The following is a 21,978-nucleotide window of genomic DNA, read 5'->3' as shown; positions in this document are numbered from 1 at the left end:
GGCCCCATCCAGCAGAGAGATATCGGCTTCCCGCGCCCTAAGTAACTCATTTCCAGAGATATAAGATAAAGGAGCGGAAAAGATATATCGATAGCGTTCCCATTTATTTCGGAAAAAATATGAGATTTCCATTAAGTTACTTCCTTCTTGTCTCCGGAACAATGGCTCTGGGCTCATGTGTTTTCGGGCCGGACCCCGGATCACCTGATTATGAAGTCCCCGTATCCATCAGAAATGACTCCTACCCTCACGGCACATCCTTCGGGGACAAGTCATGGAAAAGCGTTTTCAAGGATTCTACCCTCCGCGAGCTGATCGAACGCGCGCTGAAAAACAATCCGGACCTCGTTGCCGCGACCTACCGGATAGAACAAGCGCGGCAACAGGCTCTTGCGTCCAGAGCGGATTGGTATCCACAAGTAGGTGGCAGTGGTGGAGCCACTTCGAATTTGCTCTCCCTAAATGCAGATCAGGTCGCAACTGGAGCCGACCGGACATACGAAAGCTTCAATCTGACCACATCCCTGAGCTGGGAAGTGGACATGTGGGGCCGGATTCGCCGCAGCAATGAAGCGGCGCGTGCCCGTTTTCTGCAAGCCGGCTACCAGAAGGATGCGATACAGACCAGTTTGGTCGCTTCTGTGGCAACCGCCTACATTCAGCTGAAAAATCTGGACGAACGCCTGCAAATTTCCCGCAGAACGGAGAAAAGCCGGGCAGCTTCCCTTGAGCTGGTGACTGCCCGCTCTGAAGGTGGAGTCAGCTCGGATCTTGAGGTAGGACAGGCAAAAGCTCTTCTATCCCAGGCACGCGTGGCCATCCCGATCACCGAGCAGGCAATCACTGAAAAGGAAAATGAAATCCGCTACCTGATCGGTGAATTCCCCGGCAGCGTCGTGCGCGGCGGCAGCCTGGCAGGCCTGGTTTCATCACTGAAAATCAAGGGCGGCCTACCTTCGGAGCTGTTGAACCGTCGCCCTGATCTGGCTGCCGCGGACCAAGCATTCCAGGCAGCAGTGGCGGATATAGGCGTGGCGGAAGCATTGCGCCTCCCTTCTCTTTCACTCACTGGCAGCGGCGGGGTCGTAAGCCAAGGCCTGGGAAGCCTCCTGGAAGGAAAATCAGGCGCATACAGCATTGGCCCGGATCTGGCGGGACCAATTTTCGACGGCGGGCGGAACAAAGCCCGAGCTGAAGCAACACGCGCGGCGGCCGGAGAAAGCCTGGCAAACTATGACGCGGCCGCGAAGCAGGCCTTTCGCGAAGCATCGAATGCGCTCAATGCCCATGTGAAAACCGGACAAATTTCCGCCCAGCAGGAAGAACTGGTGCAAACCAACCGCAGGGTGGCGGAGGTGGCGAACGACCGCTTCGAGGGCGGTGCATCCAGCTACCTGGAAGTGCTGGATGCGGAGCGCAATCTCTTCACCTCCGAGCTGGAATTCGCCGATTCCCAGCGCGATCGCCTACTGGCGGTGGTGCAATCCTACCGTGCCCTTGGCGGGGGCTGGAAGTAACCGGGGGAATCCTCCGGCTCCGGGAACTTTACGATTCTGCTGTTTTCAGAAAATAAAAAAGCTGTGATCACCCATCCTTAGGGCAATCACAGCTTGAAGTAGCTCTAAACGGCGGCCGTTACCAAGGGAGCGGGAATGCTCTGTTGAAGGCGAAAACCTTGTCGCGGATGGCGTGGAGTTTTTCTTCGTTGGTGTGGTCGGCGAGGGCCTCGGCGATGAAATCCGCTACCTGCTCCACATCTTTTTCCTTCATGCCACGGGTGGTGACGGCCGGGGTGCCGATGCGGATGCCGGATGGCTTCATCGGGCTGCCGGTATCGAAAGGAATTCCGTTTTTGTTAACGGTGATGCCTGCCTCGTCGAGTGCGAGGGAAGCTTCGGAGCCGTTGAGACCTTTCGGACGAAGATCGACGAGCATGACGTGGTTGTCTGTGCCGCCGGAGCAGATGCGGAAGCCGTGATGGGTGAGGCGCGCGGCGATGGCTTGGGCGTTTTTGATAACCTGCTCCTGATATTCCCTGAAGCCAGGCTTGAGTGCCTCGCCGAAGCAGACGGCCTTGGCAGCGATAACGTGCATGAGCGGTCCGCCCTGGATGCCGGGGAATACTTGTGAGTCGATTTTCTTCGCAAATTCCGCTTTGCAGAGAATGAGGCCACCACGAGGTCCGCGGAGGGATTTGTGTGTGGTGGAGGTTACGAAATCCGCGTGCGGGACCGGGCTGGGATGCACGCCTGCGGCAACGAGCCCGGCGATGTGCGCCATATCGACGAAAAGGTAGGCACCGATTTCACGGGCAAGTTTCCCCATGCGCTCGAAGTCGATAGTCCGCGAGTAGGCGGAGGCACCGATGGTCATGAGAGCAGGCTTGAGCTCACGGGCTGTTTTTTCCAGCTCATCGTAGTCGATGTATTCGTCTTTTTCGGAAACTCCGTAGTGGGTGACATCGTAGAAACGGCCGGAGAAGTTAGCCTTGTGACCGTGGGTGAGGTGACCGCCGTGGGCGAGGTCCATGGTGAAGATTTTATCGCCGGGCTTGAGCACGGAGAAGTAGACGGCGGTGTTTGCCTGTGAGCCGGAGTGCGGCTGCACGTTCGCGTGATCCGCTCCGAAGATTTCCTTGGCGCGCTCGATGGCGAGTCTTTCGACAATATCGACGTATTCACATCCACCATACCAGCGTTTGCCCGGGTAACCTTCCGCGTATTTGTTGGTGAGGAGTGAACCCTGCGCCTCCATGACGGCAGGTGAGGCGAAGTTTTCCGAGGCGATGAGCTCCACGTGATTCCGCTGGCGATGCTCTTCGCTTACGATTGCTTCGTAGACTTCCGGATCGGAAACGGCGATGTGGCTGCCTGATGATTTGCAGACGCGGCGCTCGTGGCGGCCGCCCTCGAACTCGGTGGAAATGAATGCTGCAGCCATTTCCTTTGCGGTCTCGATATCAATCGCTTTTCCGCTGAGGCAGAGAACGTTGGTATTGTTGTGCTTGCGGGTGGTGACGGCTTCCTCGACGTCGCGGACATTTGCTCCACGGACGTGCGCGTGGCGATTCGCCGTGATGCACATGCCAACGCCGGAGGTGCAGGCAAGGATTCCGAAATCGAAGGTGCTGTCCGCCACGTTTCTGGCGACTGCGTTTCCGAAATCGGGATAATCGACGGAATCCGGAGTGTTTGTTCCGAAATCCTCCACCTCGTAGCCTTTTTCCCGAAGGTCGGCGACGATGGCATTTTTCATTTCAAACGCGCCATGATCGGCGCCGACTGCGATGCGAAGAGGAGAATTGCTCATGAGTATTGGGACTGAGCCGCATTCAACGACGGTAATGGAGGATTGGAAACCGGAAATTTCGGGAAAGTGAAATCGGATGGCGAAAATGCCAGAAAATGAAGGGCTAGATCGCGGCGGTTCCGGGGGATTTCAGCCCGCGGAGAGATGCGAGAATACCGCAGAGAACTCCCGCGCAGAAACCGAAAATGTGGCCGAGGACATCTACTCCCGTATTTGGCGAGGCGCCGCCGAGCCAGCCGAGCAAGACCAGTCCGGCAAAGATCGGGGAAACGACACGAACCCATGGCATCCGCACGTCTTCCCGTATATTTTCGATAATTCCTACACCGGAGAGAATTCCGAGTGCGCCAAACACTGCGGTGGAGGCGCCGATGGAGGAAAAGTGCTCCGGGTATGTCACCCAGGAGGTGGTGATATTACCGAGCGTGCCGGAAAGTAGAATCAGCAACCATCCCTTGAGCGGGCCAAGGGATTTGGAGACCAGGATGCTGAAAACGGTGCCGCTTACCAGATTCCCGACGATGTGTGGACCATCGCCATGGAGAAAAAGTGCGGTGAAGGGCCGCCACCATTCTCCGTTTCTAATAAGACCTATGCTGGAAGAGGCATAACGTGCGGAGAGTTCGGGATCCTCTGTTTGTTTTGTGAAAATGACCACCAGAACTGCAGCCCAAATGACTATATAGCTCCATCCGGCGGAATATTTCGCCCAGTCGGACGGGACAATTCTGGGCAGCTCGCGTTGCTCCATTTCCGCCGAATATTCGTGGAGCTCTCCGGTGATTCTGTCCGCGGCCGCAGATTCCGCCTGGAGATCGAACTCGCCGGGCGATGCCCCCTGCTCCACCCGAATCGACTCGCCCATGGAGAGTGCGACCAATCCGTGATCGTAGGCGTCATCGAGCGATTGATAGGTGCCGATCCCTACCCATTCCTCTTCTTCGGTAATATCCATGCGCTGTTCCATACGGTCATGCGCCAGTAGAGCTTTCCATGAGGTCCAAGGCGTCTGGAGCGCGGCGGAGCGCCAGTGAAAAGTGCCCGAGCTCGGGATCTATGGTGAGTGTGGAATTCGGCATTTTTCCTGTAAGGCTCTCCACGAGTGAGGTGGGGATATTTTTGTCATCCCCTCCATGCCAGTAATGGATGGGGTGGTCGATTTTCTCCACTTCTATAGAGGATTTCATGAGGTAAATTTCCGCGTCCGTCATGATTCCCTTGCCTCCCGACGGGCCCGTGACGCCTTCGGTAAAACTCGTGGTGGAGAGTGTCCATAGATTCGGATCGCCGAGCAAGAGCTCGCGGTCCTCCTTAGCCAGGCTTTTGACCATGAGGGAAACGGGAAGCGCCGTGGGTTGGGATTTCGTCATCAATGAAGCAAGGCGGAAGCCCTGGGTGAAAATGGAGGAAGGAGCTTTGCGCAGCGGAATCAGCAGGCGGTAGAGTGGATGGAGCCCTTCCGGCCCTAGGCCGAGTAGAGGAAGCGGCACCATCCCGGCGAGAACGGCGGAGGCAGTGAGCCGTTCCGGAATTGCCGCAGCACAGGCGAGGACGTAGGGGCCGCCGCCCGAGACGCCAATTTGGCCGAATTTTTCGATCCCGAGATGATCTGCAAAGGAGGCGATCAATGCTGGCCAGTCCTCGAGTTTCCTATTCTCGATCAGGGTTGACTGGCCCATGCCCGGGCGGTCCATCGCAATAAGGCGGAGGTTCCGCTCCTTCGCGAGATCATGGGCTAGATTAGCCTGCAGGCGGGAGCTGGGCCAGCCGTGGTAGTAGAAGACGGGAGCACCGTTAGGATCCCCATACTCGCACCACGCCAGACGCTGGCCGGGGCTGTGTTCCCAGAAATTCGGAGGAGTCTTGGCGGTTTGATTGTTCAATTGATTGCGGGGTCGGGCGAGAAGGTAGCCGAAGATCCGGTGCCGTCCAGCGGGAGGCATCTTCCCTGGCGACGGGAGATTTCTATTTTCTAGAGGCCCGGACCAAAATATGAATGATTGAAACGATGAAATTTTCCAATCCGGCACCGGGGGAGCGGGCTCGGCTTCCGTCTTTCGACAGGCGGGCGGTTTGCCCCTCGATAATCCGGAGCCAATGAATTATCTCTGTGAAAAAAGTCGTGAGACTGCAGCAATTTGAAAAATGTCTGATACGGAAAAACAACCGAAGTTACTGGCATTCGCCGGGCACCGGAAGGTGGAAAACAAAGCAGGTCTGGGCATTGTGCTGAGAGAGGAGATCACGAGGATGCGGGAACTACTCGGCCCGAGGGTGATGGCCATCTCGAGCGCGGCGGCCGGTGCTGATCTGGTGTTTCTGAGAACCTGCGTGGAAATGAGGCTCCCGGTGGTGGTGATCATGCCTTTTCCAAAAGAACGATTTGCCGAAGAATTCGAGGATCCGGCGGAATGGAAACTAGCGGAGAATCTGATGAGTGTGGCGCTGGCCGTGTATGTGGAACCGGGCGGCATGGATACGCCCGAGGCCTACCAACAGGTTTCCAGGCACAAGCTTCATTGGGCGGATGCGTTTTTATTCGCCTGGAACGGAGAGCCAGCATCTGCTCCGGGCGAGACTGGAGAAACGGTGCAAGAGGCACGCGATATGGGAATCCCCGCGAGAATCGTGGATGCGGGTAGTCTGATAACGCGCTGGGATGTCCCGGCGGATGGGTTACGAAACGCGAGACATGGTTTCCCGGACAGAAAGGAGCTCCTGGAATTTTTCGACGAGAAATTCCAGGAGGCCTAGTTGGCCCGGGAGCCCAAAGCTACAGTTGTCTGGCTCTCGCCTTGCTGCTGGTGTGGCGTAGGTCCTTCGCCTGATCCAGATAGACGGAGTCTTCGCCAATGTTCGAGGCGAGGTCACCCACGCGCTCTAGTGAGCGGACAACGAAGATGAGGTGCACGTAGTCGTGACTGCGATTTTCAGTTTCCTCGATGCGCAGTCCGTATTGCGCGGTGACCTCGTGGTGGAGGCGGTCCAGCTCCTTGTCACGGGCGTGGAGAGAGGCTCCAAGTGCGGAGTTTCCATCGCTGTAGGATGAAATCGCATCACGCAGCAGTTGATCGGCTAGTGTGTAAAGTGGCTCCACGAGATTTATCTCAGGCATCTCGGCGCTGGACATGATCTTCTTCGCGCGCTTGGCGATGTTCGTCGCATGGTCTGAAATACGCTCCAGGTTGTTGGAGATTTTCATGGAAGAAACCACGAAGCGGAGATCGGTAGCCATCGGGTGATACTTCACCAGGAGGTCCATGCCCTGCTTGTCGACAGCGCGTTCCAGCTCATCCACTTCGTCGTCATCGGCGATGACAGAGTTGGCAAGTTCAAGGTTCCGTGTGAGGAGGGATTGAATTGCTCTTTCGAGATTATGGCGGGTATGTGCGGCCATTTTCAGGACTTCCGATTTCAGCGAGGTAAGTGCGTGATCGAAGTCTGTGATGATATGCTGTGAATTGGGCATGGTAGTTTTCTGAGGGTCTTATTTTTAAGATGGAGCAGCAGGCAGTGAATGCAAGAAACTGGTTTTCCGTGCTAGAAGCGGTGATGATTCCTCACTTGAAAGCCACTTGGCCTTCAGGCATGGCGCACATCTTCAGCGGAATGGATGAAGACCACGTCTTCCCCAATGTTCGCAGCGAGGTCACCGATCCGCTCAAGGAACCGGGAAATGAATAGTATGTGGAGGATGCTTTCCACATCACTCCCACCGTTTCCAACCATGGTGGTGAGGCCTTTCGAGAGCTGTTTGTGGAGCTTGTCCACCTGTTTGTCGCCGGCGATCACCTCCATCGCGAGATCGGCATCAGAATTAGTGTAGGACTGGAGCGATTTCACCAGAAGGACACGTGTTTCATCGAAAAGAGGCTTCACGAGACCTACCTCCGGGCAGCTTCCGTGCTTTAGGATTTTCCGGCCGCTTTTCGAAACATTCACCGCATGATCGCCGATCCGCTCCAGGGATCTGCAGATGCTGAGTGAGGAAACAGCCGCGCGGAAATCCGATGCTACAGGATTGAACTTCAGAAGAATGGCCATCCCCCGGGCATCAATCGTTTTTTGTTTCTGATCGATGACCTCGTCATCCGCGATAACATCGCTGCAGCGCTCTATCTTTCCATCGAGCAAGCCATTTATAGCCCCATCGACAGCTCTGAGAGCAAGGTTCCCCATCTGGATGACATCAATTCTGAGCTGAGCCAGTTCTGAGTCAAATGAGCTGAGGATGTGTAATGACGGGTCTGAGGGCATCGGATAAAAGGGATGAGGATTTTCAGTGGGATCAACCGAATCTACCGCTGACGTAATCCTCTGTCTGTGTGACGGATGGATTACTGAAAATGGTGGTGGTATCGTTATACTCGATAAGTTCACCCAGGTAGAAGAAGGCGGTGCGATCGGAAACGCGGGTGGCCTGCTGCATGTTGTGGGTAACGATGACGATGGTGAAATCTTCCTGAAGCTCGGCGATGAGCTCTTCGATACGGGCAGTGGCGATCGGGTCGAGAGCGGAGCATGGCTCATCCATGAGCACGATACGCGGGCTCACGGCGATGGTCCGGGCGATGCAAAGACGCTGCTGCTGACCACCGGAAAGACCAAGTGCGCTGGAGTTGAGGCGATCTTTCACCTCGCTCCAGAGTGCTGCACGCTGGAGGGATTTCTCTACGGCTTCGTCGAGTCTGCTCTTGTTTTTGATGCCCTGGATGCGGAGACCGTAGGCCACGTTCTCGTAGATGCTTTTCGGGAACGGATTGTATTTCTGGAATACCATGCCGACCTGCTTGCGGAGCTCGATGGGATCGACGTCATTTGCGTTGATGTCCTGGCCCATGATACGGATTTCTCCGTTGGTGACCTTGGAGGTATCCACCAGATCGTTCATGCGGTTCAGGCAGCGAAGGAGCGTGGATTTACCGCAACCGGACGGGCCGATGAGCGCGGTCACCTTTCCGGCAGGAATATTGAAAGAGATATTCCGGAGGATATTCGATTTTCCGCCGTTATAACTGAAGGAAACGTCATCAATCTCGATAACCGATTCTTCCTTGGAGATCGGGTTCGGATTGTTGTTCGCCTTTGCTGCTGCTGGCTTCTTAGTAGCTTCCACTTTTGGGGTAGAATCGTTCATAAGATCGGACTTTGAGGATGGGGCTGTAGTTACCATTTCAGTTTTTTGCGGAATTGAATTCGGAGATAGATGGAGAAGGAGGCGAAGAACATCACCATTAGAAGGAAAACGAATACCGCACCGTCCTGCATGTTCGCAGTGGCATCGGTGCGGGGAATGCGGGCGGCAACCGTGTAGATGTGGTAAGGCATGGCCTGAACGGAGTCTGTAAGCAAATCTGAAAGCCAGTAGACGCCATTGCCGCTTGCCGCATCCCACGGGAGCTTACCTTTCAGCGCTACGGCTGCGGTAAACATGATCGGAGCCGTTTCACCAGCCACGCGGGTAACACCGAGGACGGAGGCGGTAAGGATACCAGGGGTTGCATATGGTAGAACCGCAGTGCGGATACATTGCCACTTCGTAGCGCCGAGCGCGAGCGATGCCTCGCGGAAGCCTTTCGGGATCGCTTTCAAGGATTCTTCACAAGCGGCGATGATAACCGGAAGAACCATCACGGCGAGGGTGAGTCCACCTGCAAGGAGCGAGTTCCCCCAACCCTCGAAGCTGAGATAACCACCACCGATGAGTGGCAACCAGCCAGCGAAGGGAATTGCCAGAAGTGATTTTTCAGGATTCGGAATCGTGGTGAACACCGGAAGCAACGGAAAGAGACAGAAGAATGCGAAACCGAAGAGACCGAAAACGATGGAAGGCACCCCGGCGAGGTTCATGATCGCCAATCGGATCATACCCACAAAGCGCCCCTGTTTCGCATACTCATTCAGGTAAACCGCTGCGGCCACTCCGACGATGAGTGCGGTGACCATACACACGAGCACCAGCAAAGCCGTTCCCACCAGAGGTCCTGCGATACCGCCACCGGAATAGGCATTGGCCTTTTTGTTTTCGACGACTGCATCTGGATTGCTCTGAATGAATTCAATGAAGTCGGAGGAAGGCATGGATTGCTTCTTGCCTTCGCCGTCGGTGAATTCCACCAAAGTCTCCGGCATGCGGGTGATGAAATCGGTATTAATGACTTCTCCTCCGTTTTCAGAGAAGACCGGCATGAGGACCGGCAGGCCCTTTTTCGCAATATCAAAGAAGATGTAGAGAGTGCAGGCGAGGATCAGGTAGGTCAGCAGCGCAAGCACCACCGAACCTACGGAGTCCTTGGTTTTTCGGGAGCTGGAACTGGATTTGAAAGGATTCATATTTCAGTAGGGGAAAAAATTGAAATTACGCTGCGTGGCCGAGGCGTTTGATGATGTTGCGGGCAGCGATGTTGATCACGAGCGATATGGTAAAGAGCACCAGACCAACGGAGAACAGCGCACGGTAGTGGATGGTATTCGCGGTCACCTCGCCCATTTCCTGGGCAATGATTCCGGTCATGGTGTGCGCCGGCTGGGTTATTACCCCTAGCCCCTGCCCGAAGTCGGGAATCGCAATCTGGTTACCTGCCACCAGCAAGACCACCATGGTTTCCCCGATCACCCGGCCGAAACCGAGGAGGATAGCCGCCATGATCCCGGAGACCGCCGTCGGGACAACCACTTTCATAACGGTCTGGAAGCGGGAGCCGCCAAGCGCCAGTGAAGCTTCCGTGAAGGAGGCAGGGACGTTATTGATGGCGTCTTCGCAGAGGGTGAAAATGGTTGGAACAGCCATCAGGGCGAGAAGTAGACCCGCGTTCAGGATGTTCAAGCGCTCCTGCATCGGGAAACCCGGGACCCATGAGAGCCAGGCCACTTGACTGAGTTCGCGTAGACCTTCTCCGAGAACCACAATACCGAAGAATCCTAGAACAACCGAAGGAATGGCTCCAATGAGCTCGATAACCGGTTTGATGAAAGTCTGCTGGGCAGGACCTGCGAGTCTGTTGACGTAAATTGCTGCTCCTAGTGAGAACGGGATCGCCACGAGAAGCGCGATTACCGAGATCAGCAGGGATCCCGTGAAGAGTGGGAGAAGGCCGTAGAAATCGTGGAATGAACTGTTGGTGACCCAATCCTTACCTAAGAAGAATGAACCTACCGAACTAACCCAGCCGAGGGGCTTGTCATATTTCCATTCCTTGGACTCCATGAGACTTTCGTCCAGGTAGTCGACAAGGGCCGGGTATTTTCTCTGAACGCGGCCGATAAGATCGTCCGCTTCGTCTGATGAAAACTCGGTTGGCAGAATTGCCATACCCGCCGCAAGATCTGCCTTCATGGCATCGACCGCTGCCTTATGCTTTGCCTCGCTTCCCTCAAGCGCCTTGATGCGCTCCCCGAATGGGAAAACTTCACGAATCGTGATTTCTTCCGCCTGCGCTTTGAGGCGGGCCCTGTTTTCTTCTGTTTTTGCGTTTACCGCACCTTGTAACAGAGCCTCCCTGCGGGCAGCGGAGGTGAGATCCGCCACCGCTTCGTGTTTGATATCGGTTGTGATCTTGATGAGCTCTCCGCGGACTTTCGCAAGTTCGGAACCAGCTTCACCAATCTTCATGCGGGCTGCATCGAAGGTGGCCATGCCATCCTCCATTTTTTTCTTAGCATCAGCAACATAGGCCGGCGGAACATCTTCCACTGGATCCCAGCTACTCATTGAGGAGAGCAATTGCTTCCACTCCCCTTCCCCGAGCCGACCGAATGAATCGATCGCCGCGCGGTCTGCATTTCCAAGCTCTGCCTGGAGGAAATCATCCCAATTCTTTTCGGCTTTCACCAGTTCCGCTTGGGCTAGCGTTTTTTCTTCATCCTCTTCGGCCTCATCGACCGCATCACGTGCTTCTTCCAGCTCGTCCGCGAGGTCCTCTCCATTGTCGTAAATGGAACCCGAAAGTGCGGAGTAGCTATCGGAAATACCCCGCTCGACTCCGAATGAGCCGTCCATTTCCTGATAATAAGCCTGATTCGTCAGGCCCTTCAGTTCTGTATATTCGTCCATCTCCTTGATGGCGAAATTCGCGTATTCCTGCCCGGTAAGGCGGTATACTTCGAGATCCCTCTGATGCTGAGGGAAAAATAGTGCTGCCTCCCTTACCAAAAACAAACAGATGGCACCCAGCACAAGAATTGAGATCATCGCGTTACCACCGAAGAAAAATCGGATGGCATCCTGACGGTCAATTCCCAGGAGTCTTTTTCCTCTGCGTTTGAAATGTGTGGCCATAGAAGTTCTGGATGAGTGTCTGGGGGAGCAGTAAAACAGGGCGTGCTATCACCGTGATGACACGCCCTGCTCTTAAGATTTGAAATCGTTGGATTACTTCTCGTTAGGGATGAATCCTACTGCTTCAATCACCTTGGCTGCAGCATCGCTGGTTGTTGCCCATTCGAGGAATTTCTTAGCTTCGCCTTCTGGCTGTCCTACTGTGTAGTAGTAGAGCTTACGGGAAAGCGGGTAGCTGTCGGAATTCTTTGGTTTAGCGGAAACACCTTCGATCTTAGCGGAACGGAGACCGTCTTTGTCCGCGTATGCGAGACCAACGTAGCCGATGCCGTTTGGATTGGTTGCAACTTCGGTAGCGATCTGCTCGTTACCAGCCATTTTCTGTGTGGAGGAACCGTAGTCGCGCTTGTCCATGGCGAGCTCCTGGAAGGATTTGTAAGTGCCGGAAGTAGTGTTACGTGTGTAAACGGAGATTGCGCCTGCAGCACCGCCAACTTCGCTCCAGTCGGTGATGTCACCGGTGAAGATACCTTCAACTTGTTTTACTGTGAGATCACGAACACCGTTTTTGTCGTTAAGAACGACAGCGATCATGTCAACGCCAGCTACGAATTCCACGAGCTCTTCACCCTTGGCAGTGAAAGCGTCTTTTTCTTCGCCTTTTACGTCGCGGGAGGACATGCCGATGTCAGCAGTGCCAGCGAGGAGATTGGAGAATGCAGCGGAAGAACCTTCGGCAGCGATTTCGAAGCCGACAGTGTTACCTTCAGCAGTGTAGGCCTCAGTGAGCTGAGGAACCATTTTGGCTCCGAGGGTATCGGATCCTTTGAATACGAGTTTGTCCTGGGCGAAGCATGAAGCTGCTGCAAGGACTGTTCCGATTGCGATAGAAGCGGTTGTTTTCATAAGTTATTCTTTGGTTGGCTGCCGCCAGTAACGACGACAGCCGCAAACTGCCAAAAATTTTTTAAACTCCCACCTGATCTGTGCGACAGATTTGTCACAATCCCATGCGTCGGATTTTTGACCCTAAGGGCCCATCCCCCGAACCATTACCCACTCCCGTCTCGGACGGGAAACCATGGCCCGCTATTATATAGGCAGTTAGAAAGACCCGCTCCACCCGGAAGCCACCACTTCAATTAGCACACAACTGTCTCACGGAAACCGCTCGAACACGATTCCCCGCGGATCCTCAACTGTAACAGGAAGACTCAATAGGGCATGGGTGACAGGCGTAATCAGCCGCCACCATAGCCAAGGAACGTAGTGACGTTTGTGTCACAAATAATTTATACAAAAAATTTAGACAAAATCATTAGTAGCTGGCCAGTGCCTCCGGGCACGCAACACGAACTAACATGAAATACAACTACACGAAGAACGTCGTTCTTGCCCTCGCGTTCGGCTTCCCAGCCCTCGCAATCGCAGGAACCGAAATGGTCCCTATGGAGCCAGCTGCTGAAAAAAATTGCGGCGACTGGTGCGAATGGTGGAGCAACAAGCCAGGCATGCTCTACAAAGACGCATCCAATCCTTTCCTTCAGGAATTCCAAGTTGAAGGCCGCCTCCAATACCAAGGTGCTTACTACGACGGTGACGACGTAGCAGGTGGCTCAATGAATGGCCGTTTCGGTGAATTCCGCCGCGCACGTGCCGGTGTTAAAGCCAAATTCCTCCAGTACTTCGGTGCTAAGTATCAGGTAAACCTCGTCAGCGACGGCCGCCCTTCCGGTGGTGATCTCGACTGGGGCTACCAGGACATCGATGAAGCATACCTTTCCTTCGACCTTGGCAAAGCCATCGGCGGAGACATCTTCGAAGAACTTAACCTCGTTTACGGACGTCAGAAATTCGTTATCGGTAACGAAGCACACACTTCTTCCACAAAACTTCTTACTGTTGAGCGTTCCGCTATCGCTAACAAAATCTACGGCAGCTACCGCCCAACTGGTGCTACTGTAGAAGGCGTAATCGGCCAGTTCAGCTTTGCAAACTCCCTCTACAGCTCATCCGTTGACGGTGACGGCGGCGAGTTCAACAGCTGGCAGGACAGCGCGGTTTACCTCGGTAACCTCAGCTTCGCAGTAAACGACGAGCTCACACTGAGCGCTGACTACACATACAACTTCGCGGACGTAACAGACAACGAAGATTCCATCATCGACTACGCATGGGCAACAGCCTTCGGCGCACAGTACGATGCTGGCCTCTACGGTGTTAACGCTGACTTCATCTACGGTGACAACGGCGCAGCTCGCCTTGGCAACGGTAACACACGCGACGGTGAATTCTGGGGCGTAGTCCTCACTCCTTACTACTGGATCTGGGAAGACAAGCTTCAGCTCGTCGGCCAATACCAGTATCAAGGTTCCGATTCCTCGGAAGGTGTGCGCGTAAACAGCCGCTATGCAACACGTGCCGAAACCGGCGCTGGCATCAACAGCGGTCGTGGTGATTCCCATCACTCCCTCTACGCTGGTCTTAACTACTACGTTTGTGGCCACAACGCCAAAGTGCAATCCGGTATCGAGTATCAGACAATGGACACCCCTGTTGGTGACTATGACTCTGTCACATACCTCCTTGCATTCCGCTCCTACTTCTAAGCCATTCTAGAAACTTGTTGTTGTTTCGGCTGGGCGGTCACCTCTAACGGGGTGGCCGCCTTTTTATTTGAACATTCACTCCATGTGAACTAACTGTATCACTATCAATAATACGGTCACGTGCTCTCATTTGAAATCCATTCCCAAGACGGCCAGCCAATCTATTTGCAGATCGTAAATAGTGTGAAGAAATCCATTTCCGCCGGAGAACTGGTGGCAGGCCAGAAACTACCGTCCGTCCGGGAGATAGCCCGGGAGATAAAGGTAAATCCGAACACCGTTCACAAAGCCATCAACCTCCTCGTCGAGGAAAGGTTACTGACCACCAAGCGCGGTCTGGGATGTTTCGTCCGGAAAAGGCGACCATCCTCCATCACGGAACGCTTACAGGCACTGGAGCCACTCATCGATCATTTGATCGTGGAAGCAGCACACCATGGCCTCAATGACCTGGAACTTCTGAAGCTCATAGGATCCCGCCAGAAGCGGATCTACGGGCTCAAACGCTGATCAAAAGGCTTACTTCTCCTCCATCCTAGCCTCGTTGATCCAGGTGAAGAGCATCACCCACATTGCCAGGGCCAAGGCAAATAGCGGGATTTGCAGAAGCGATGGCAGGGAATAAACGATTGCAACCAGCGGAATCCAGACGCCCCACGTAGCGAACAGGATCGGAACGATCACATCCCGGTAATATTTCAGAGTGAAAAACCTCCCAATCCCTTTGAAATTATAGCCGCTGTTCTTCAAATCATACCCCCAGGCGCCGGTCGGCGCAGCCCAGAAAGGATTGAAAACGAACTGATCCACCAGCACCTTCGCAACGACGACACCCACGGTCACCTCCGCTCCGAACCACTGCTCCTGGAAACGGTAGAACAGATCGACCACTACTCCGGAAAATCCCCAGAAAGGAACAGTGAAGAGTAGATTGGCAAAGTTCTGCCGGATCACCTTCCCCTTCTGGAAGACAATGATCCGCATGATTTCCGGGACGAACCCGCCCGCGATCACCGCAGCCAATGCGGAATAGCCATAGCCCATCCGCTCCTTTACCTGCGCCAGTTGATCGAGCAGATCCCTCGTAGGCGGATAAAAATAATATAGAAGGACCACTGTGAGCATCACCGCCTGCACGATTAATGCTGGCACGATGTTCGCCTTGGCAGCACGGATGCCGGCCATCCATGGTGCTTCTTTTCGTGGCGGTTCTTGGCTGACGTTCATCGGCGGCAGTGTGTTTCTCAACTTCTACCCATACAACGCCGAACAGAATTATTTTTGCATCAGTAGGCACACCATTTTTCTCCCATTTCAGCCCCCGAACGTTATGAAATAACTATGCCCGAGATTCATTTGAAGAGCATCACGCCCTGTCTCTGTATCGCCTTATTCTCATGTGCGGGAGCCTTGCCTCCGGTAGCGGATGATACAGCGACAAGCAAACCCTCCGCAGAATGGGCCGGTTCCAATCAAGCGGATGGAGTGGAAACCGAAACGGCCGATAGCGCAAAGCTACCAATCATTGCCGTTTTACACTCCGGCGAAAAATTCGATAAGCCCGCCGTTTATCAATCGGCGAAAGGAACCTACGGGATATTTCAAAAGGGCGAACTTGGAGATGCCGATATGACGGAGATCACCCTGAATATCGCAGGAACACCGGAAGGAGCACCCGACCAAACAGAAGCCCCTATAGCCAGCGAACCCAGTCCCGGAGGTTCCACCAAGGTCCAGCGCGAATGGCTCAAGGTTTACGCACCGGGTCTGGAAAAGGAGATCCGCTACTTTTTCCTTACAGCCGCCATGGGAGACACCGACGATACCTGGCAAACGGAAATATTCAGCTACACCTCACCCGAGGGAAAAGAAGGCAGCTACCGGGTATCCTGCGAGGTCGCGACCGACGGCACGGACGGAGAAAAACACGCTAGGCGCATGTTTTCCAAAATCGGAATCCTGAAAAACTGAACCGTCTTGCTCCCTCCCACACGACTTTTCAGAAAAACAACAATAGCCACGGCAAAGTGAAAATCATTCCCACCGCCACAAGTAGCGCCGGCATCAGGAAATCCTTCGCGCCTAGACGCTCCGTCCCGTAGGCGATCGCATTTGGTGGGGTAGAGATAGGAAGGGCCATCGCCGCGGAGCAGCTGATCGCGATCACCACCACTACCAAAGTCGACCCACCGCCCGTTGCGAGACTTGATCCCAGCGGAATCAGCAACGCCGCAGCCGCAGTATTGCTCATAAGATTCGAGAGAAACAGACCGAGCAAGCCGAACACCACCGCAATCGAAACCGAGCCTAGATTTCCGGGAACATGGCTCGCAATCCACTCCGCCAGTCCCGTCACCTCCACACCCACACCCAGCGAAAGCCCGCCGGCAAGCAACAGCAGCACATCCCACGGCAGCACCCGCATATCCTTCGCCCCGATCACCCCGGACACAGCCAGACCCACGATTGGGATAAAGGAAACCACCGAAGAAGGGATCCCGGTCAAAGATTCTCCCATCCACATCGCCACTGTCACAGCAAACAACAGCATCACCGTCAGGCGGTGGCGCATTTCGCGTCCTCCACCATCCACCGTGGAATCCACCTGAATAGCCTCCACTTTCTCACCCCGTATATAGAGATTCCAAATTAGGAAATACACCCCCGCCGCCAGAACCAGAGCAGGTGGGAGCGCGATCATCATCCATTTCACAAAATCGATTTGCCCAGCCAACTGCCCGGCTGCGATCGCATTCGGCGGCGTGCCGATGATCGTGCCGATTCCACCCAGATTCGCTCCCGCAGCCACCGCCAGGACCAAGCCTTTCCCGATACGGCTCTCCTTGGGCAAGCCAGCCAGCACGGGCGCGGTCACAGCGATCATCATCGCAGCCGTAGCCGTGTTCGACATGAACATACTGAATAGAAACGTGATACCCATCACACTGGCCACCAGCTTTGCCGGACTCGTCGCGAAACGCCCCAGCACCATACCCGCCAGCCACTTGTCCAACTGCGTTTTCGAGCATCCATGGGCCAGCACAAATCCACCGAGGAACAGCCACATCGTAGGCGAAGCCCATGGCTCTACAAATGTCGTCCAGGCTTTGGTATCCCCTTCCGCTGCCCATACCCCGCCGGGCTGCCCGAGGATCGCGATTTGCAAACCGATCACCAGCAGAGCCACCGCGAACGCCGGCATCGCCTCACTCACCCACAGCGCCGCCGCGAAAACCATGATCCCCAGCGAGGCCTTCGCCCCACCATCCAGATCAGCAAAGCTCTCCCAGCCGAAAACCCCCGGTAGAAACACGGCCGCCAACGCAAGAAGGCCGCAGCCCAGCGTTTTCAGCATACCACTCCGCTCCTTTTCGCCGAAGGTCCCCAGTAATCTTCCCGCCTGCGCCCTCGTGTCCATGAACATGGCTACATCCTGTACCCACTCGACCTGCGGGACAAGAAAACCAGACGCGCGGGAACGCTATTTCAGCACTTCCCGGAAACCTCCATATTACACGGCTATTTCACGCTTCTGTTCTGCCTGCCAATTACAAATGCGGACAGCCCGGAGCAACCTAAGCTCACAACCAGAAGAAAAATTCCGCAGAATTTCATCGTCTCTATCTGGCCCGGGACCTCCACCTCGCCACCCACACCATTCACATCCAGATCAGTCTCCATCCTCTCTGGCGTGAACAGATCATAAAACGGAACCGGCTTCTGAAGAGCCAGGAAGACATGCTTCGGCTTCTTGTTCCGGTAATCGTTCCTGAAAGTTTCAGCCTCGCGCACCAGAAGATCGATCCGCTCGTTCACATAGAACGTGTAAGTCGGCACCGTATCATCACCATCCGGCCAAACCTGCATGGTGGAAACCTCGATCGGCTTTCCATCGCCCACGATCTTGTGGATCCGCTCCACCAGAGCCCTCGCTTCCGGCTCACTCTTCGCACCGGAAGCCAGTAGCCTCCTCAGGCCCTCCTTATACATCTCGAAACGCTCGATCTCCACCTTGTCCAGCTCTTGAACGCGTTCCTTCGCCCCTTCGATTTTGCGCTGCATGCGGATCCGCTCCAGCTCGAAAGGGTTTCTCGTAGCCTGTGCCACCAGCATCCCCTCGAAAGCATACCTCAGCGGCATGATCATCGCCGGGACAGGCACACCTCCGGAATCGCGCTCGAGTTTAACCTCATTGAAAAGCCCCCGGTTCATTTCCTTGAAAGGTACCAAAGCACCAGCCAGCAGCATCTGCGGCACCAGTAGAAGCGGCACAGCTGTCAACGCCGCGCGCTCCGTTTTCACCATCGAGGAAACCAGCAACGCCATCCCCGTACCAGTTAGCGCCGTAAGCGTCATCCAGATCCAGTGATACAACAGCACCCCTTCTATCTCCAGAAAGTGATTCCCGATCACCAGGTATGTGAAGCACTGCACCGCCGCAACCAGACCCAGCGCGATAAACTTAGCCGTCACGTAGGACAGACCGCCCGGCTGGCAATTCCGCTCCCTGCGCAGCACCGCGCGATCCCGCAGAATCTCGCTCGCGGAATTCGTCAGCCCGAGGAACATTGCCACCGTCACACTCAGGAAAATGTAGGCAGGAACATGGAGCGCGGTGGAAAACTGAAAACTACCCACCGGAGACGATCGTAGCGTGATCGCTATCAGAGCCGCCAAAATCGGAGCCTCCAGAAACGTGCTGTAAACTGTTCCGCGGTTCCGGATCTTCGAGAGCAGTGATCTTTCGAAATGTGTCAGGAACACCAGAAACTTCGCCCGCCAGCGGCGTGTGGGCAAAGGAGGCAGTGGTAGACTTCCGGCACTCACATCCACCTCCCCACTCTGGGGCGGCGGGTTCGTATCCCTCGCGATGGATCGCAAAAGCGTGGCGCTCTCAAAACGCTCCTGCCAGAAGGACGGCGGAAAACGTCTGGCAGCACCGGTCGTGCGACTATCGCCCAGCGCACTGAGTGGAGTTTCCAGCACATCGAAAACGAAGTCAGCGCCCAGAGGTGTCTTTGAAACCATCGACGGATGGCTGATATTCAGTTCCCCGCAAACCTCGCGGAAGTAACCGACCATTGAGGCCGGCGTGCCGAAAAATGCAATTTTACCGCCCTCATCCAGCAGCAAAACCTTATCGAAAAGCCGCAAAACACTTGCGCCCGGCCGATGCAGGGAGGCGATCACGATCTTTTCCCTCGCCAGCGCCCGCAACGTTTCCGCGACGTGCTCGGAATCCTTCGAGGAAAGTCCGGAAATAGGCTCATCGAAGAGGAAAACCTCAGCCCTGCTCCCTAGGTCCACCCCCAGATTCAGCCGGCTGCGCTCTCCTCCGGAAATCGTTTTCTCCCCCTTTGATCCCACCCTCCGCCGTGCGATCCGCTGCAAGCCAAGCTCCGCCAGCATGCTATCCACCCGGCGATCATGTTCCGCCATTCCCAGACCCGGCCTCCGCACCATCACCCCGTGGCGCAAATGCTCGCGCACCGTCAGCTGCGGGTTCAGTGCCTCTTCCTGAGGCATATGCGCCACGAAGGGCACCAGGTTTTCCCTATGCTCGTAGAGAGAAATCCCGTTCAAGTTCACCCGACCCCGCGTAGGCTTCCGCTGGCCTGATAACACCGCCAGTAGCGTGCTCTTTCCACTACCACTGGGCCCGATGATGCATAGCATCTCACCGCGTTTTACCTCGAAATTGATCTGGTCCAGTGCCCGTGAATCCTTGCCAAAATCATGGATCAGCCCATCCACCTCCAGAGACTCGATCTGAGTGCGCTCCTCATCCAGAAATCCCTGGGAAAACCTGCACCTAACCGCCTGGCTGCCCGAAAGCCGAATCAGGGATCCATCATGAAGATTGGCACGGGTCCGCACCGGGAAACCATCCACCAGAATTGGCCCGCCAGCCGTCTTCACCCTCAGCGTTCCAGCCGCCCGTTCACGATCATACTCGATGTGAAGCACCGTCCGCGGTGCCAGTTTCGCTCCCAGCAGTAGATCGCCTATTCCCAAAGCGCTTGCGTCATTGGAAACGATGTATTCCTGCCCGCCCGCACCCAGCCGGAATCTCCGTCCGGATTGGAGAGCCTGCTTACGTAAATCATTGACCGTAAGACTGAATCCCGACGCTCCGCCGATGCGTTCATGGTTCCTGCAGATGACCACGTCGCCCTTTTTCAGCCCGCCCCTGCTGCCGACATGTAGATCAGTATCCGCCAGCACCGTCACCTCCGCTTCCAGGCCGAATTTTACCCGCAGCTCACTGCCACGTGATTTTGTCCGTTCCGCAATCAGGTCCTCCTTGCCCGCCTCCAGATAGAGCGCCGGCATGTTCCCCATTTTCCTGACATCCAGGAAAAATCTCAGATCATCATGGGTCAGCAGCCACCCTGGGATCACCAGTTCCTGCCGCTCCCTCACCCGGATAAATCCTCCGGTGGGCAGAGATTTACCGCGGAACCAGATCGGAATCAGCCCGGAATTTCTCAGCAAAATCAAATCACCGGCACGATAAACCCGGAATTCCTGCACGCCCGCTGCCGGGGGGAGCGCCACATCCGCATTTCTCCCGCCGAAAATCAGGCGCTCGAATGGCAGCTCATCCGCGGAAATTTCATCCTCCTCACCTCCCATTTCCGCGATGATCGCCGCGCTCACCTCAGGCTTGCCCAGCCGCCGCATAAAGACCTCGAAGCTCGACCGGCTCCTGCCCGATCTTCCGGCTGCATCGACCAGAGTGAAAAGCTGTAGCGCCACTGCAGTTTTCCCAACTTCCGTGAGGCTGTTTCTAAGCCCTCTCGCCAAGCCTTGCAGTGGCTTGGGGTTCTTCACCGCGCGTCGCAGGCGCTTGGTCAACCAACCGTGATCCACCTCAGGAAAGGCGCTACGGAGCATGTCCAGAATCAGATCCGCTTCGTTCGCACTCAGCTCACCATCCAGCATAGCGAAGGCAGCGAAGGCATCCACCAGCACTGCCACGTGCCCCTCGGAGTTTTTGCCCACTCCGCTGAAGCGCCCCAGACCGGGAACCCATTCCGCAAGATCACGTCTCCAAAAATTCTTCCGCTGCTCAGGGGCCTCCCGTTTTACCTTCTTCTCTTCCTCACCCTGCATGTGTCCACTATTTCCGCCCATCATCACCCTTTTTGCAACTCACATCTGAGCCTCAATACTTTACCACGCATCCCGCCGGATTCCAGTCACCTGCCTACGGATTTTTTCCGTCCGCAATCGCTGTCTCAAAATCCTGCTTCCGCATGAATCCAAAACTCCGGGCCACCCCGGAAACAGGAAACGTTTCCACCGCGGCATTGTAGTCCAGAACAGCCGCATCATAGACAATCCGCGCGGAAGCAATCTTCACCGTACACACTGCCAGTTCACGCTGAAAAAGCTGAAATCGCTCGCTCGCACGCAGGTTCGGGTAGCTCTCCGCCTGCACGATCAATCTCTCGATCTGCCCTTTCAGAAACTGTTCCGCATCCCACCCCGCGCCGGCATCCATTGCCAGCCGACGAGCTGCAGTCACCGCACCGGTAACATCGCTTTCATGAGCCGCGTAGCTCCCCACCATTCCCACAAATTCCGGCACCAGATCGTGGCGCTTCATCAACTGGACATCCACCGTAGCCAAAGATACACGCAGCTGTTTGCTGAGTTTAACCAAACCGTTAAGAGTGAGCAAAACCCACAATAACGGCAGCATGAGGACGAGCAAAACTGCCCAGGGGAAATCCATCCATTTACCTACTAGGCAGGCCACCAACCAGCCAAGATATA

18 protein-coding genes are annotated in these 21,978 nt (G+C 55.3%); 5 read left to right on the top strand and 13 right to left on the bottom strand.

The annotated features are described in order from the left end of the window. Window positions 1-119: 119 nt before the first annotated feature. Window positions 120-1,517, top strand: a complete 1,398-nt coding sequence (locus AAGA79_RS00335; protein ID WP_411826792.1) for an efflux transporter outer membrane subunit — start codon at window positions 120-122, stop codon at window positions 1,515-1,517. Window positions 1,518-1,635: 118 nt separating this feature from the next. On the opposite strand, the gene AAGA79_RS00330 is transcribed toward AAGA79_RS00335, so the two are convergent. From AAGA79_RS00330 to AAGA79_RS00320, 3 genes are all read right to left on the bottom strand, one after another. Next, a complete protein-coding gene (locus tag AAGA79_RS00330) occupies window positions 1,636-3,309 on the bottom strand; it encodes a serine hydroxymethyltransferase (RefSeq protein WP_411826791.1) in 1,674 nt (557 codons plus the stop codon). A 103-nt stretch (window positions 3,310-3,412) separates the two neighbouring features. Then, the gene (locus tag AAGA79_RS00325; protein WP_411826790.1) at window positions 3,413-4,264 is read right to left on the bottom strand and encodes a rhomboid family intramembrane serine protease; all 852 of its coding nucleotides are present in this window, start codon (window positions 4,262-4,264) and stop codon (window positions 3,413-3,415) included. A 16-nt stretch (window positions 4,265-4,280) separates the two neighbouring features. After that, entirely contained in the window at window positions 4,281-5,192 is a 912-nt protein-coding gene (locus AAGA79_RS00320; protein ID WP_411826789.1) for an alpha/beta fold hydrolase, read from the bottom strand. 262 nt (window positions 5,193-5,454) lie between these two features. Here AAGA79_RS00320 and AAGA79_RS00315 point away from each other — a divergent pair, with 262 nt between their 5' ends. Then, window positions 5,455-6,063, top strand: coding sequence for a hypothetical protein (locus AAGA79_RS00315; protein ID WP_411826788.1), 609 nt, complete (start codon window positions 5,455-5,457; stop codon window positions 6,061-6,063). A gap of 19 nt (window positions 6,064-6,082) precedes the next feature. Here the strand turns inward: AAGA79_RS00315 and phoU (AAGA79_RS00310) are convergent, their stop codons facing one another. From phoU (AAGA79_RS00310) to AAGA79_RS00285, 6 genes are all read right to left on the bottom strand, one after another. Further along, the gene (gene phoU / locus AAGA79_RS00310) at window positions 6,083-6,778 is read right to left on the bottom strand and encodes a phosphate signaling complex protein PhoU (protein ID WP_411826787.1); all 696 of its coding nucleotides are present in this window, start codon (window positions 6,776-6,778) and stop codon (window positions 6,083-6,085) included. 113 nt (window positions 6,779-6,891) lie between these two features. Continuing rightward, on the bottom strand, window positions 6,892-7,566 hold the full coding sequence (gene phoU / locus AAGA79_RS00305) for a phosphate signaling complex protein PhoU (RefSeq protein WP_411826786.1): 675 nt from the start codon (window positions 7,564-7,566) through the stop codon (window positions 6,892-6,894). Between the two features lie 31 nt (window positions 7,567-7,597). Then, window positions 7,598-8,446 (bottom strand): phosphate ABC transporter ATP-binding protein PstB, encoded by an 849-nt coding sequence (gene pstB, locus AAGA79_RS00300; protein WP_411826785.1) that lies wholly within the window; start codon window positions 8,444-8,446, stop codon window positions 7,598-7,600. A gap of 29 nt (window positions 8,447-8,475) precedes the next feature. Next, a complete protein-coding gene (locus tag AAGA79_RS00295) occupies window positions 8,476-9,642 on the bottom strand; it encodes a PstA family ABC transporter permease (protein WP_411826784.1) in 1,167 nt (388 codons plus the stop codon). A 25-nt stretch (window positions 9,643-9,667) separates the two neighbouring features. Next, window positions 9,668-11,587 carry a phosphate ABC transporter permease subunit PstC gene (gene pstC / locus AAGA79_RS00290; RefSeq protein WP_411826783.1) on the bottom strand — a complete coding sequence of 640 codons (1,920 nt, stop codon included), beginning with the start codon at window positions 11,585-11,587 and terminating at the stop codon, window positions 9,668-9,670. A 93-nt stretch (window positions 11,588-11,680) separates the two neighbouring features. Next, window positions 11,681-12,493, bottom strand: coding sequence for a phosphate ABC transporter substrate-binding protein (locus AAGA79_RS00285; RefSeq protein ID WP_411826782.1), 813 nt, complete (start codon window positions 12,491-12,493; stop codon window positions 11,681-11,683). A 455-nt stretch (window positions 12,494-12,948) separates the two neighbouring features. Between AAGA79_RS00285 and AAGA79_RS00280 the strand changes: the two genes are divergently transcribed. Next, complete coding sequence (locus AAGA79_RS00280) at window positions 12,949-14,196, top strand: hypothetical protein (RefSeq protein WP_411826781.1); 1,248 nt, start codon at window positions 12,949-12,951, stop codon at window positions 14,194-14,196. 120 nt (window positions 14,197-14,316) lie between these two features. Continuing rightward, window positions 14,317-14,706, top strand: coding sequence for a GntR family transcriptional regulator (locus tag AAGA79_RS00275; RefSeq protein WP_411826780.1), 390 nt, complete (start codon window positions 14,317-14,319; stop codon window positions 14,704-14,706). Between the two features lie 9 nt (window positions 14,707-14,715). Here AAGA79_RS00275 and AAGA79_RS00270 read toward each other — a convergent pair whose 3' ends face one another. Then, the gene (locus AAGA79_RS00270; RefSeq protein WP_411826779.1) at window positions 14,716-15,423 is read right to left on the bottom strand and encodes a hypothetical protein; all 708 of its coding nucleotides are present in this window, start codon (window positions 15,421-15,423) and stop codon (window positions 14,716-14,718) included. A gap of 114 nt (window positions 15,424-15,537) precedes the next feature. On the opposite strand from AAGA79_RS00270, the gene AAGA79_RS00265 reads away from it, so the two are divergent. Beyond that, complete coding sequence (locus tag AAGA79_RS00265; RefSeq protein ID WP_411826778.1) at window positions 15,538-16,167, top strand: hypothetical protein; 630 nt, start codon at window positions 15,538-15,540, stop codon at window positions 16,165-16,167. Between the two features lie 28 nt (window positions 16,168-16,195). Here the strand turns inward: AAGA79_RS00265 and AAGA79_RS00260 are convergent, their stop codons facing one another. The 3 genes from AAGA79_RS00260 to AAGA79_RS00250 form a co-directional block, all read right to left on the bottom strand. Continuing rightward, window positions 16,196-17,620 (bottom strand): SLC13 family permease, encoded by a 1,425-nt coding sequence (locus tag AAGA79_RS00260; RefSeq protein ID WP_411826777.1) that lies wholly within the window; start codon window positions 17,618-17,620, stop codon window positions 16,196-16,198. A 95-nt stretch (window positions 17,621-17,715) separates the two neighbouring features. After that, the gene (locus AAGA79_RS00255; protein WP_411826776.1) at window positions 17,716-21,312 is read right to left on the bottom strand and encodes an ATP-binding cassette domain-containing protein; all 3,597 of its coding nucleotides are present in this window, start codon (window positions 21,310-21,312) and stop codon (window positions 17,716-17,718) included. Window positions 21,313-21,406: 94 nt separating this feature from the next. Then, window positions 21,407-21,937: a LemA family protein gene (locus tag AAGA79_RS00250; RefSeq protein ID WP_411826775.1), complete on the bottom strand. Its 531-nt coding sequence runs from the start codon at window positions 21,935-21,937 to the stop codon at window positions 21,407-21,409. Window positions 21,938-21,978 lie beyond the last annotated feature (41 nt).

It is taken from the genome of Luteolibacter sp. AS25 (assembly GCF_046736275.1).
Classification (GTDB): domain Bacteria; phylum Verrucomicrobiota; class Verrucomicrobiia; order Verrucomicrobiales; family Akkermansiaceae; genus Luteolibacter.
The sequence above is the reverse complement of the archived record's forward strand: the minus strand, read 5'-3'. Positions and strand labels throughout refer to the sequence as shown.